This window comes from Pseudomonas sp. ACN8, from assembly GCF_002303925.1.
Taxonomy (GTDB): domain Bacteria; phylum Pseudomonadota; class Gammaproteobacteria; order Pseudomonadales; family Pseudomonadaceae; genus Aquipseudomonas.
Genome location: NZ_MRCS01000052.1, coordinates 1 through 13143 on the forward strand (window position 1 = coordinate 1; position 13143 = coordinate 13143).

The 13143-nt window shown below is 60.9% G+C and carries 11 protein-coding genes; 7 read left to right on the forward strand and 4 right to left on the reverse strand.

Annotated elements, in window-relative coordinates:
* Nucleotides 1–168 precede the first annotated feature (168 nt).
* The 4 genes from BSF44_RS24210 (at nucleotide 169) to BSF44_RS24225 (ending at nucleotide 5915) form a co-directional block, all read left to right on the forward strand.
* Nucleotides 169–1614 carry a HAMP domain-containing sensor histidine kinase gene (locus BSF44_RS24210; RefSeq protein ID WP_095945649.1) on the forward strand — a complete coding sequence of 482 codons (1446 nt, stop codon included), beginning with the start codon at nucleotides 169–171 and terminating at the stop codon, nucleotides 1612–1614.
* Between the two features lie 187 nt (nucleotides 1615–1801).
* Nucleotides 1802–2875 carry an SCO family protein gene (locus tag BSF44_RS24215; protein WP_095945650.1) on the forward strand — a complete coding sequence of 358 codons (1074 nt, stop codon included), beginning with the start codon at nucleotides 1802–1804 and terminating at the stop codon, nucleotides 2873–2875.
* 144 nt (nucleotides 2876–3019) lie between these two features.
* Nucleotides 3020–4513 carry an ATP-binding protein gene (locus BSF44_RS24220; RefSeq protein ID WP_095945651.1) on the forward strand — a complete coding sequence of 498 codons (1494 nt, stop codon included), beginning with the start codon at nucleotides 3020–3022 and terminating at the stop codon, nucleotides 4511–4513.
* The gene (locus tag BSF44_RS24225) at nucleotides 4482–5915 is read left to right on the forward strand and encodes a sigma-54 dependent transcriptional regulator (RefSeq protein ID WP_095945652.1); all 1434 of its coding nucleotides are present in this window, start codon (nucleotides 4482–4484) and stop codon (nucleotides 5913–5915) included. Before BSF44_RS24220 ends, BSF44_RS24225 begins: the two co-directional genes overlap by 32 nt.
* A gap of 58 nt (nucleotides 5916–5973) precedes the next feature.
* Here BSF44_RS24225 and BSF44_RS24230 read toward each other — a convergent pair whose 3' ends face one another.
* Nucleotides 5974–6354 (reverse strand): hypothetical protein, encoded by a 381-nt coding sequence (locus BSF44_RS24230; protein WP_095945653.1) that lies wholly within the window; start codon nucleotides 6352–6354, stop codon nucleotides 5974–5976.
* A gap of 172 nt (nucleotides 6355–6526) precedes the next feature.
* On the opposite strand from BSF44_RS24230, the gene BSF44_RS24235 reads away from it, so the two are divergent.
* A complete protein-coding gene (locus BSF44_RS24235) occupies nucleotides 6527–7333 on the forward strand; it encodes a bifunctional 2-polyprenyl-6-hydroxyphenol methylase/3-demethylubiquinol 3-O-methyltransferase UbiG (RefSeq protein ID WP_095945654.1) in 807 nt (268 codons plus the stop codon).
* Between the two features lie 151 nt (nucleotides 7334–7484).
* Here the strand turns inward: BSF44_RS24235 and BSF44_RS24240 are convergent, their stop codons facing one another.
* Nucleotides 7485–8525 (reverse strand): AraC family transcriptional regulator, encoded by a 1041-nt coding sequence (locus BSF44_RS24240; protein ID WP_095945655.1) that lies wholly within the window; start codon nucleotides 8523–8525, stop codon nucleotides 7485–7487.
* Nucleotides 8526–8600: 75 nt separating this feature from the next.
* Here BSF44_RS24240 and BSF44_RS24245 point away from each other — a divergent pair, with 75 nt between their 5' ends.
* The gene (locus BSF44_RS24245) at nucleotides 8601–8966 is read left to right on the forward strand and encodes a hypothetical protein (protein ID WP_256589149.1); all 366 of its coding nucleotides are present in this window, start codon (nucleotides 8601–8603) and stop codon (nucleotides 8964–8966) included.
* Between the two features lie 137 nt (nucleotides 8967–9103).
* On the opposite strand, the gene BSF44_RS24250 is transcribed toward BSF44_RS24245, so the two are convergent.
* Nucleotides 9104–10024 (reverse strand): LysR family transcriptional regulator, encoded by a 921-nt coding sequence (locus BSF44_RS24250; RefSeq protein ID WP_256589150.1) that lies wholly within the window; start codon nucleotides 10022–10024, stop codon nucleotides 9104–9106.
* A 94-nt stretch (nucleotides 10025–10118) separates the two neighbouring features.
* Here BSF44_RS24250 and BSF44_RS24255 point away from each other — a divergent pair, with 94 nt between their 5' ends.
* Nucleotides 10119–10958 carry an AraC family transcriptional regulator gene (locus BSF44_RS24255; RefSeq protein WP_095945657.1) on the forward strand — a complete coding sequence of 280 codons (840 nt, stop codon included), beginning with the start codon at nucleotides 10119–10121 and terminating at the stop codon, nucleotides 10956–10958.
* 197 nt (nucleotides 10959–11155) lie between these two features.
* On the opposite strand, the gene BSF44_RS24260 is transcribed toward BSF44_RS24255, so the two are convergent.
* Complete coding sequence (locus tag BSF44_RS24260; RefSeq protein ID WP_095945658.1) at nucleotides 11156–13129, reverse strand: alkyl/aryl-sulfatase; 1974 nt, start codon at nucleotides 13127–13129, stop codon at nucleotides 11156–11158.
* Nucleotides 13130–13143: the final 14 nt, after the last annotated feature.

Here is a 13143-nt window from a genome sequence, read left to right on the forward strand (position 1 = left end):
GCCGAGGACACCTCCCCCAGCGCCACAAAGGTTTCGTTGGTGATCAGTTGCTTCTGCTGCGTCGCCAGCAGGATCGCCGCCCGCCGCACGATCCAGTACAGCCCCAGGTTCGGGCAAACGGCCCTGAGTGGGCTATAAACCTAGAGGGGGTTTCCGGGAACCGTGTCCATGAACACAATCGCCAAAGTACTTGCGACCGACAGCGAAGTTCGCTTGAACACGCGCAAGGAGCCGTTCAATCTGCTGCGCTGGTTTTCGCTGATCAGCATGGTGGTAATCGGCACGGTGGCGGTGGCGCTGGGGGCGGTGTCCTCGCGGTTCGTGATTACCGAAAGCGTGCAGCGCGATGCGCTACTGACCTCACAATTCATACAGGCGATTGCCTCGACCGAGGTGCGCCAAGTGTCGATTCCCAACGTCCGGACCATGGGCGAGTTGCTTGACCCACGCAAAGACAAGGACTTTCCTGACGTCGACCCGCTGTCCCGTGCCAGTGCCCGTGATGATTTCCTCGACCATATCGCAAATTTGCCGGACGTGATCCTGGCCAACATCTATGCCCCCGACCGCATGGTGATCTGGTCGACCAACCCGGCCTTGATGGGCACTACGATCCATGGCGATGAAGACCTCGATCGGGCATTCAACTCGAAAATTTCCGTGTCGACCAGTTATCACGATGTGGACAAAACCCGCATGGAGCAGAAGTTCCTGGAACCACCCAGATACACCTTCATCGAAAACTACATTCCCCTGTTCGACGCCGATGGCAGCACCGTCACGGCAATGGTCGAGATCTACAAGGAACCGCAGGACCTGATCAACCGCATGGAGCGCGGCCTGGTGCTGATCTGGCTGGCAACCGCCCTGGGCGGCGGTCTGGTTTACCTGGGGCTGTACTGGATCGTGCGGCGGGCGGCGATCCTGCTGGCGACGCAGCAGAAGCAACTGATCACCAACGAAACCTTTGTGGCGCTGGGGGAGGTGTCCTCGGCGGTCGCCCACAGTCTGCGCAATCCGTTGGCGAACATCCGTTCAAGCGCCGAACTGGCGATAGAGTTCGACAGCGGTCCGGCGCACGGGAACATCAACGACATCATTGGTCAGGTCGATCGCATGTCGACATGGGTACGGGAATTGCTCCAGTCCCTGCGACCGCTCAATGACGAGGCGGAACCGGTGAACCTGGTGGCGGCCCTGCATGACAGCCTGATGGCTTACGAGCATCAGATCAGCAGGGCCAAGGTCAAGGTGGTGTTCGAGCCGGACCAGACGCCCATGGTGCTGAGCCAGCATGTGCAACTGACCCAGATCCTCAACAGCCTGCTGTCCAATGCGGTGGAAGCCATGGACGGCGGCGGCACCCTGACCATCCGGATCGAACCGCGCGATGCCCAGCGCATCAGCGTGAGGGTGAGCGATACCGGCAAAGGCATGAGCGAAGAACAGCGCACCATGGCCTTCCGGCCGTTCTTCACCACCAAGCAGGGCGGGCTGGGAGTCGGGCTGGTGCTGGTCAAGCGGATCATGGAGCGATTTGGCGGTGCGGTGACCCTCGAAAGCCTTGAAGGCGAGGGCACCACGGTGCGTCTGTCGTTTGTTCTGGCTCCCTGAAAACGGGGATGGGCTACCCCCAATAACGGGGGTCAATCCCCGGTCACTTCCCCGGTCATCGCCCATTGATTTTGATAAGTCATTGTTTTGTCGAGTGTTAGTACGTTTTTTATAAAAAAACACATGATTGGCGAGGTCCTTGCAAAACCACAATCACCCTCCCTTCACCACATCGAGGCGGCTGGTGATGGAAAAAAAAGAGATGCATTCACCACGCTCACGAGCCTTGGGCATGCACCTGGTGCTGATGCTGGTGACCGGTTTGCTGGCCAGCCAGCTGCTGGTCGCCAGCCAGCCGACGTCGATGCCCGCACCTGCTCCGGCATCCACTGTCGAATCCGCTGTCGTTGAAGCCGACACCCCGTGGGGTGGCAACTATTTCCCCAACACCCTGCTGACCGACCAGGACGGACAGCAGCTGCGTTTTTTCGATGACTTGATCAAAGACAAGGTGGTGGTGATCAACTTCATCTTCACCTCGTGCAGCGACTCCTGCCCTCTGGAAACCGCGCGCCTGCGCCAAGTCCAGAAACTGCTGGGGGATCGGGTCGGCAAGGACATCTTCTTCTACTCCATCAGCATCGACCCCTTGAGTGACACCCCCGAGGTGCTCAAGGCCTACGCGCAACGCTTCCAGGTTGGGCCCGGGTGGAAATTCCTCACCGGGGAATTCGCCGACGTCACCGACCTGCGCAAAAAACTGGGGCTGTTCATCGACGGCGTCGATAACGGGCGCAACAAGGACCACAACCTGAGCCTGATCGTCGGCAACCAGACAACGGGCCGCTGGATGAAATCCTCGCCGTTCGAAAATCCGTGGATTCTGGCCGACCAATTGGCCAATACCCTGCATAACTGGAAACAGCCCAGCGTGGAAGAAAGCTATGCCGATGCACCGGAAATTCGCCCGCCGAGCAATGGCGAAGAGCTGTTTCGCACCCGCTGCGCGTCCTGCCACAGTCTCGGTCCTCTGGACGGGCAGGGCATCGGCCTGCGCAGCATCGGCCCGGACCTCATCGGCGTGACCTATCAGCGCGATCCGGCCTGGCTCAGCCGCTGGATCCGCGAACCTGACCGCATGCTCGCGGAAAAGGACCCGATCGCGATGGAACTGTTCGAGCGCTACAACAGGATCTCGATGCCCAACTTGCGGCTGGATCCGCATTCCGCCCAGTCCATCATCGATTTCCTGAAAGAAGAAACCGACCGTCAGCATCCGCCAGCGGCGCCATTGGTCAGTGGTAACGAGGAGCCTGAATAACGTCATTCGGTCGCGCCCCCCGAGACACCCCGGGTGCAATAGTGTCAAAAAAATTACGCGGGCCAGCCAATGGCTATCAATGCCACCTACACTGATTCTGAAAGCGGCTGAACAGGCTCGATTTCAAGCACCCAGGACACAGCCATGCAGATACTCGAACAGCAAAAAGTAGCTGCGCCGCAGGCTCCGGTAGCTCAACGCAGGGGGTGGCGGCCGCAGTTCAACTTGCTGCGCTGGTTTTCCCTGGCAAGCTTTTTCATCATTGCCGCGGTGGCGCTGGGGCTGGGTTACATCTCCACGCGCTTTGTGGTCGATGAAAGTATCGAGCGTGATTCGATGTTGACCGCGCAGTTCATCCAGTCCATTGGCGAGGCCGAAATCCGGCATGCCGGAATTGCCCCGGGCCGAACCATGGGTGAAATGCTCGACCCACGCATGGACCATGCCGACTCCGACGTCAACCCAGAATCCCGGGCCGCCGCGCGGGTTGAGTTTCTCGACCATGTGAGGCATCTGCCGGACATCCTGCTGGCCACGGTGTACGCCCTGGACCGCACCGTGGTCTGGTCGACCAACACCGATTTGATTGGCGTGCGCATCGAAGATGACTTTGAGCTGGACGAGTCCTTCGAAATGAAATCGCCGGTGTCCACCAGCTACCACGAAATCGATGAGGAGCGTCCCGAGCAGCGCCTGCTGCGCGAACCGGAATATTTGTTCGTCGAGAACTACATTCCGATGTTCAACGCCGACAGGAGCAAAGTGGTTGCCATGGTGGAAATCTATAAGGAGCCGCTGGATCTTGTGGAACGCATCCAGCGCGGCTTCAAGGCGATCTGGCTGGCCACGCTGATCGGCGGGGCGGCCATTTACCTGGGGCTGTTCTGGATCGTGCGCCGGGCGGCGACGCTGTTGCAGAGCCAGCAGAAACAACTGATCGCCAACGAGACCTTTGTCGCCCTTGGCGAGATGTCCTCGGCGGTGGCCCACAGCTTGCGCAACCCGCTGGCCAATATCCGTTCCAGCGCCGAACTGGCCCAGGACATCGCCAGCCAGACCGCGCAGAAAAACATCGGCGATATCATCAATCAGGTCGACCGCATGTCGCGTTGGGTCCGTGAATTGCTGGTGTCGTTGCGACCGATGAATGACGATTGTGAAACGGTCGACCTGGTGCTGGCCCTCGAAGACACCCTGAGTGCCTTTGAGTCCCTGATCAAGCGATCGGACGTCGAAGTGCGATTTTCCCCTGTCAGCGTGCCACCGGTTGTCAGCCAACAAGTGTTGCTTACGCAAATACTCAACAGCCTGTTCGCCAATGCACTGGAAGCAATGCCCAAGGGCGGCGTGCTGACGATCGAGATCGATTCCTCGGTGTCCGGCGACGTGAGCATGACATTGACCGACACCGGCAAGGGCATGTCCAAACAACAGCAGCAAATGGTCTTCAAGCCGTTTTTCACCACCAAACAAGGTGGATTGGGTGTAGGCCTGGCCTTGGTCAAAAGAATCATGGAGCGTTTTGACGGTTCGGTCGAACTGACCAGCCGGGAGCAGGAAGGAACCCGTGTTTGTCTCAATTTCAAAGTGGCAACGGGAGGGGCATATGGAGCACAGCATTCTGCTGGTCGAGGATGACGAAATTCTCGCTGAGAATATTCAGACTTACCTGGAGCGCAAGGACTTCGAGGTCACCGTCTGCCACTCGGCTGAAGATGCACTGGAGCAATTGGGTTCTTTCGCGCCTGACGTGGTACTGACCGACAACTCGTTGCCGGGCATGAGTGGTCACGACCTGATCCAGAAGCTGCGCATCAGCGCGCCGGATCTGAAAGTGATCATGATGACCGGCTACGGCAACGTCGAAGACGCCGTGGTGGCGATGAAAGAGGGCGCTTTTCACTACGTCACCAAACCCGTGGCCCTGCCAGAGCTCAAGCAGTTGCTGGACAAGGCCCTGGCCACCGACCGCATGGAGCGCACGCTGTCGTTTTACCAGGAGCGCGAAGCCCAGAAGTCGGGGGTGCAGGCACTGATTGGCGAGTCGGCCCCAATGGCGTACCTCAAGGGCACCATCAGTCAGTTGCTCGACGCCGAACGGCGGATGGCCAACAGCGATCTGCCGCCGGTCCTGGTGGAAGGCGAGACAGGCACCGGCAAAGAGCTGGTTGCCCGGGCCTTGCATTTCGATGGCCCGCGCGCCAAAGGCCCGTTCATTGAATTCAACTGTGCTTCGATCCCGTCCAATCTGGTGGAATCGGAACTGTTCGGCCACGAGAAGGGCGCCTTCACCGACGCCAAGGATCGTCGCATGGGGCTGGTGGAAGCGGCCGACGGTGGCACGCTGTTCCTCGATGAAATCGGTGAAATGGACCTGCTGCTGCAAGCCAAGCTGCTGAAGTTGCTGGAAGACCGGACCATTCGCCGGGTCGGTTCGGTGAAGGAGCGCAAGGTCAATCTGCGGGTGATCAGCGCTACCAACTGCAACCTCGAACAGATGGTCCAGCAAGGCAAGTTCCGTCGCGACCTGTTTTTCCGCCTGCGCATCATTTCCATAAAGGTGCCGCGCCTGTATGCCCGTGGCGCCGATATCCTGCTGCTGGCCCGGCACTTCCTGGCGCTACACGGCAAGCGTTACGGCAAACCGAACCTGCATTTCAGCGACCAGGCCGAAGAATTGCTGCTCAGCTACAGCTGGCCGGGCAACGTGCGCGAGTTGCGCAACATGCTGGAGCAAACCGTGTTGCTGGCACAAAGCGACACCATCGCCGTCCATCAGTTGAACGTCTGTCTGAGCCTCATGGATGAGCCAGCGGTGTTTCATCACGAGCCGCCAAATCTCAGCGAACCGCGTCCGTCCTACAACGGCAGTGAATCCATGAACCTGCCGGAAGTGGAGCGCGACATGGTGCGCAAGATGCTCGACAAGACCGACTGGAACGTCACCAAATCGGCACGCCTGCTGGGCCTGAGCCGTGACATGTTGCGCTACCGGATCGAAAAACTCGGCCTCTCCCGTCCGGACAAGCGCCAGTGGTAGGGGGCGTTCTCAATGGGTTTCCCTACCGGTGGGGAAACCAATGAGAATGCCCCCTGGTTCACTGCAATACCGGGCCCTGCCTCAGGCAGGACATCACGCAGCCGGGGTTCTCGACTTCCTGGTTCACGTATACGCCACGCTCCGGATCGTAGGAGCGGATAAACACCCGAACCGTGGCGTCGGCCACTGTCGGCAGGCGCGAGTCCGAGAACACGTGCTCACTGGAAACCGGGATGAATTCCCCGGGTGCGGTCGGGATGTACGAGCCTGGCGGTATGATGTTCATGGACGGTGGTACGGGGTGCGCGAAGGGTTGGTCGGCGCCGTAATAGTTGAATTCGCTGCTGTAGTTGGTGGTGTTTGGCATGTCGTCGGCGTGGACGACAGCGGTTGCACCCAGGCAGACGGCGAGCAACAGCGTCAGGTCGGACTTTTTCATGGCAACACCTGCTAGATCGGTTTAACCACATTCTCCCCAAGGTCTTTAACTATAGCTGGCGCCGTGGACAGCCGTCGGTGCTGCGCGGATTACAAGTTCGCAACACCTGCCAGGATGAGGTTGATCTAGACTCCGGCCGGTCAAATCGACGACCCGGACCCTGGAGCGTGCAATGGAAATGCCGACAAAAGAACAAGCCATCGCCAGTAACCGCGAGGCCTGGAATGACTCCGCCCGTCACCACAAGGACTCCAGCGAATGGCAAGCCTTGTTGAAGGGCGTGGCGCGCGCGGATTTTTCCTGCCTGGACGACACCCTGACCGCTTTGCTGACCCAGACAGGCGTCGATGGCAAGGACGTGGTGCAACTGGGCTGCAACAACGGCCGTGAAAGCCTGTCGTTGTTCGCCCTGGGCGCGCGTAGCGTGGTGGGCGTCGACCAGTCTGAAGCCTTTCTCGGGCAGGCACGGGAACTGGCGTCCCGCTCGCCCCACGCGCCGCAATTCATCGAGGCGGACATCCACCACTTGCCTGCCCGATTGCAGGAGCGCTTTGACCTGGCGCTGATCACCATCGGGGTCTTGAACTGGATGCCGGACATCGGCGAATTCTTCCGCCATGCGGCGCGCACGCTGAAGCCGGGTGGCGCGCTGGTGGTGTACGAAACCCACCCGTTCCTGGAAATGTTCGACCCCGAGGCCGCCGATCCTTATCGCCCGGCCAGCTCATACTTCCGCCGCGAACCGTTCGTGCAACACGAACCGATCGTCTACGAAGGCAAGATCGAACAGCCGGCCGCGCCGTCCTACTGGTTCGTCCATACCCTGGGCGACCTCTTCAGCGCGGCCATTGCAGCAGGGCTGCAGATCCGTCACTTCAGGGAATACCCGCACTCCAACCGCGAAGAACTCTATGACCGCTATCAACAGCAGGTGGCGCAGTTGCCGTTGTGTTTTACGTGGGTGGTGGTGAAGGGCTGATGTACTGAACTCGATAGTGTGTGGGTTCTGCTGGCCCCATCGCGAGCAGGCTCGCTCCCACAGGTGTTCGGTGTCGTACTACGTTCTTGCACACGACAAAATGGGGGGGACGCAAAAACCAAAGGCACCCGTGGCGCACGAGCGTGGTTTTTCATTGACCTTGCCGCGTTCGCCAGGCACCCGGCGCGCACCCCAGCCACCGCAGGCAGGCACGGTTGAAACTTTGCACGTCGCTGTAGCCGAGGCGGTCGGAAATCTCCACCAGCTCCAGGTCTGTCCCCTGCAAAAAGTCTTCGGCCCGGTAGCGGCGGTACTCGTCGAGCAACTCTGAAAAACTCCAGCCCAAGGCCTTCAAGCGTCGGGCGGCGGTGCGCTCGAGCAAGTGCTGGGTGGTACAGAATTGCTGCCAGTTGGCCTCGGCGAGGTCAGCGATCAAATGGTCGCAGACTTGCTCCAGCAAGGTCGGTTCGCTGTTGCGTCGGGTTTGCTCCAGCAGCTCGATCAGCGTGTGTTCCAGTGCATGATTGCCCGGCGTCAGCGGGATGAGGAACAGCTGTGGATCGAGGCGGATCGAGTGCTGCGCCTGCCCCCATTGCACCGGCGCGCGAAAGGCGTGTTGATGTTCCTGCGCATTGGCCGTGCAAGCACCGGCCAGCCCGACGCCCAGAATCGGATCACGCCCCAGGCCACTGGCGAGGAATTTGCGCCGCAACATGCTGCACAGGCTGATGAGGATGTAATCGGTGGTTGCTGCGTGGGTTTTCACACTGCCGCAGTCGAGCAGGTGCAATTCGACGCTGTCGTCGCCGCGCACGATCCGGGCCTGGAAATGTCCGTTGAAAAACGGAAAGAAGCGCACGAAATACTGGCAGGCGCTGTCCAGTGAATCGGCCACGTCGAACAGATACGTCAGGCCATTGGTGGCGGTGGAAACGAAACGCCGGCCGGCCGCCAGGCCGATCAGCGGGTCGCCGGTCTGCTCCAGGGCAAACGCCCAGAAGCGCCGCGACATGAACAGCGGAATGCGCATGAATGGCGTGCGCAACTCGAACAGGCTGCGACGAAACAGGTCTTCGATGCTGTCCCGGTCCACGCCACGGGCCAGCAACTCTTCGATGGCCGGCAGCAGGGTCGGCGCGTAGAACGCATTGGGTATCGATTGATCGCGCAGTGGCTGATCGCTTTTTGTCATGTAGGGCTCACAGCTTGTTCCGCAACACGGGTTAGGCTGCCCGACGTTAAGCGATTTGCCGGAGCAAGACCATGCTTGATTTACGCCACGGAACAGCCGCAGATCCAGGTGTCGAGCCGCCGCGACGGGCTCAGCCCGGTGGACTTGCAGCTTGGCTTGAAAGGACTGCGCCGGAATGTGGCGATGAGCACCCAAAGCACCCTGGCCGCGAAACTCATCGTCGATCGCCAGCCGTTCGGCATCAGCCTGCCAAGCCGGGTCGCCAACGTGCTGGGCCTGCAATACGTGCCGCTGCCCATGGACGAGCCGGTGGAATTGAAATTGGCGCTGTACATCGAGTCGCGCTATCGCTTCGAACGCAGCCGCGAGGAGGCGGTGCAGTGCCTGCTGCGCGCCCTCGGTGAACCCCGGGCATTGCAGGCACTGGCGCGGCGTGCGTGATCTGGATGCAACGCCGTCCCCTTGTGGGAGCGAGCCTGCTCGCGAAAGCGGTGTGTCATTCAACATTGATTGTGACTGACACGGCCCCTTCGCGAGCAGGCTCGCTCCCACAAGGATTGCAGCGTTGCAGGCAGACCTTAGTTCGACGCCAGCAAGCGTCGGTCAACCGACAGCACCGCATCGACCATCGCCAGCGCGGCCGGTGTCAGGGAATGCCCGGCACGGCTGACGATGCCGTAGTGCAATTGCAGGCCGGGATCCTCCTTGGGCACATCGGCAAACTCCAGCAGGCGGATCAGACCCTGGTCGACCAGTTCGGCCAAGGCCTCCACGGTGGCGATGCCTACCGCGTCGGAACGCATCACCACGCGGCGGATCGCATCGAATTGCGCGCATTCCACGCTCGGGTTGAAGTCCGCTTGGCCCTGCACGTCGGCGAGGATCTTGCGGATCATCGGCGGTATTCGCGTGCCGACCACCGCGTAGTCGAGCAGGGCACGCAGGCACAGGTTCTGCTGTTGCACCAAGGGATGACCGACACGGCAAAAGAACCGCCCGCGACGAGGGCGCAACAGCTGTACCTGATATTGCGGGTCGTCGGTGAAGTACCGTGCGTCGGCCACGAGGAATTCAATCTGCTGCTCACGAAGCCAGACCGCCAGTTGCTCCCAGTCGCCCTGGTGGAAACTGATGCGGATCGCCGGATGGGCCAGGATGAATTCCGCCAGCGCCTCGGGCACCAGCACCTGGGCCGGGTAAGGGCCGCAGCCGAAGTGCAACTCGCCACCGGTCAGACCGTTGTATTGCGTCAGTTCGTTGTGCAAGGCCTGGCTGCCGGCGAGCAGGCGCCGGGCGTGTTGCAGTACCAGTTCACCCTGGCCGGTCAGGCGGAATTCGCGACTGCTGCGTTCTACCAGCGCGCAGTCGAGGTCACGCTCCAGGGTCTGGATGCTGCGACTGAAGGCGGGCTGGCTGAGGTTGATCGCCTCGGCGGCGCGGCCGAAGTTGCGGTAATCGGCCAGGGCGACAAGGTGGCGGAGTTGTCGTAGGTCCATCATGCGTCTCCTGCATTCTGTGGATGCTTTTAATGCATTGGATCGATAGCACAGAGGCTGGCATAAGTACACGCCTGTCTTCTCGCCGTAACTTGCCATGACCAGCCAACCGTTCATTTCCAGCGCTTTCACCCGCACCATTCTCAGCCATGCCCGGCAGTCCGGACTGTGCCAGGACCAACTGCTGGAACGGGCCGGGATCTGCCTGTCGTTGATCGAAGGGCAGGACCTGCATGTGCCCGTGCACCTGGTCGAACGCCTGTGGAGTGAATGCGAGCGTGCGGGCGCCGGGGTGTCGTTTGGCTGTGATCTGGTCAACGGCATGGCGACCACTACGTTGCGGGGTTTGAACATTCTGCTGGACTCCGCCGCGACCCTGCGTGCGAGCCTGACGTGTTTCACCGATTTCCTGCCACAGGTGACGAATTACGTCGTGGCGGAACTGGAGGAGGGTGACGGGCAGGCCCGCTTGCACCTGCGCAGCGTTGACCGGCAGCCGCATTTTTTCGGCCTTGATGCCGCGACCCTGACGTTGGTGCGCAACATCGCCCGACGTTTGGGGCGAGCGCCGGCCGAGGTGTTCGTCGCGGTCCAACTGACGCCGCAACAGGCTGCCGGGCAGTGGTTGCGTAGCGCAGGTGTCGAGGTGCTTTCGGGTTCACATCCGTGTCTGAGCCTGCCGGCGGCCAGTCTTGATGAGCCTCTGCTGGGGGCCAATGGGTTTTTGCATCAGAGCATGTTGCGGCATTGGCAGACTGCGGCGGTGCAGAATACCCGCAGTGACAGCCTGGAAATGGCGCGGCATTGGTTGACGGCGGGGGATCAGCCGATCGAGCGGATTGCCGAGCGGTTGGGGTATCGGCAGCCGAGTAATTTCATTCGGGCGTTTCGTAAGCAGTTCGGGATTACGCCTAAGCAGTTTCGCCTTGGTTTGTAATTTTGATTGAGTACATATCCGTTTCTGCGGTAACGGATATGTACACTCACAAAACAATCATCGCCTGACACAAAGCCATCGCGAGCAAGCTCGCTCCCACAGGAATCCAGGCTGTTCACTGCATTTGTGAATGACACCGATCCAGTGTGGGCGAGCCTGCTCGCGATGAAGGCGACGCGGTTTCCCGCGTCATCCGGTCAAGGCGTCACGATATTGAACTGCGGCGCAAAGGTATCGAGGCTGCTCATCAACTCCCCAAGCTTCTTGCCATTGCCCTGCAGCGTGATCAGGCCTTTCTGCATCGCCGTCGGGATATCCAGTTGCTTGAGGCTGATCTGTTCCAGGGTGGTCTTGGTCATGGTCACGCTGGCGTCCGCCTGGGCATTAAGCCCGGCGCGGTGGGTCAGCACGCCATTGCGCAGGGTCAGGTTGAAGTCCTTGTTCAGGTCATCGAAGGTCCAGTTCAGGGTCAGGTCATGGCCTACGGCCTTTTCACTGTCCAGGCGCACCGCCAGGAAGTCGAAGAACATCTGTGGGCTCATCGCCCGCACCATGTCCACCGATACCGAAGTGCCCGCATTGGGTGGCACGCCATTGCGCAGTTCCATGGCACCGGTCAGGTACATGTTGCGCCAGGTGGCGTTCTCACTTTGATAGCCCATTTGCTCCAGTGCCTGGGCCTGGGCTTTGCGGGCGTCGCCGTTGTCCGGGTTGGCGAACAGCACCTGATTGCCCAGTTGCGCGGCCCAGCGGTATTCGCCCTTGGCCATCGCCGCTTGCATTTTCCCCAGCACCGCCGCTTCGCCGCCCATGGCTTCGACCGAACGCTTGGCCGCTTCCACCGGCGGTAGCGGATTGAGGTTGGCCGGGTTACCGTCATAGAAACCCATGTAGCGCTGATACACCGCCCGGGTGTTGAAGCTCAGTGAGCCGTAGTAGCCGCGGGTGTACCACTTCTGGTCCAGGCTGCCGGGCAGTTTCTTGATCGAGTCGGCGATTTCCAGCGACGTCAGGCCCTGATTCAGCAAGTGCAGGGTGCGGTCGTTGAGGAAGGCGTACATGTCGCGCTGGTCGGCGAGGAAGGTGCGGATGCGTTCACCGCCCCAGGTCGGCCAGTTGTGCTGGGCGAACAACACGTCGCTCTTGTCGCCGTAACGCGCCAGGCTGCCGTCCAGGTACTCGGCCCAGGCCTTGGCGTCGCGCACTTGTGCGCCGCGGGGGGTGAGGATGTTATGCATCATTTGCGTGGCGTTTTCCGCCATGCACAAGGCGCGCAACTGCGGCAGGTACAGGTTCATCTCCGCCGGCGCCTCGGTGCCCGGGGTCAACTGGAACTCCACGTCGAGGCCGGCGATGGTGCGTGTTTCCAGTTCCTTGTCGATCAGGTCGGTGGGCGGGATCAGGGTGACGGTGCCGCCGCTCGGCGTGCTCTTGCCCAGGCCGGCATCGACCTGGCCTTTTTCGCCGCGAGGCAAAAGGCTGCCGAACTGGAACTGCGCGCGGCGGCTCATGGCGTTGCCGGCGTAGACGTTCTCGCTCATCACGTGTTCCATGAACCCGGCGGGGGCGAACACCTTGACCTTGCCGGCCTTGACGTCGGCTTCGTCGATGACCCCGCGCACGCCACCGAAGTGGTCGACGTGGGTGTGGCTGTAGATCACCGCCACCACCGGTTTGCGCGGACGGTTCTGGTAGTACAGGTCCAGCGCCGCCCTGGCGGTTTCGGCCATGGTCAGCGGGTCGATGATGATCAGTCCGTCGTCGCCTTCGATGATGGTCATGTTGGCGAGATCAAGGCCGCGCACTTGATACAGCCGTGGGCTGACTTCGAACAATCCGGCATGGGCGCTGAGCTGGGCCAGGCGCCACAGGCTCGGGTTGACCGACTCCGGGGCTTTATCCTTGGCGAGGAAGTCATAGGCCTGGATATCCCAGATGACCTTGCCCGAGGCGTCCTTGACCTGGCCCTTGAATGGCGCGATCAGACCCTTGGTGACCGACTCGTAGTCGGTGCGGTCGGTGAAGGGCAGTTGTTGCAGCACGGCGGCGTTACTGGCTGTGGTTTGCGGGCTGGCCGCGACCGGTGCGTCGGCGGCGACCACCGATTGCGCAAGGCAGGCAGCGATCAGGCAAGCGAGCAGCCCACGAGGGCTCAAGGTGAAACGAGGCATGGCGTCTCCGTTTT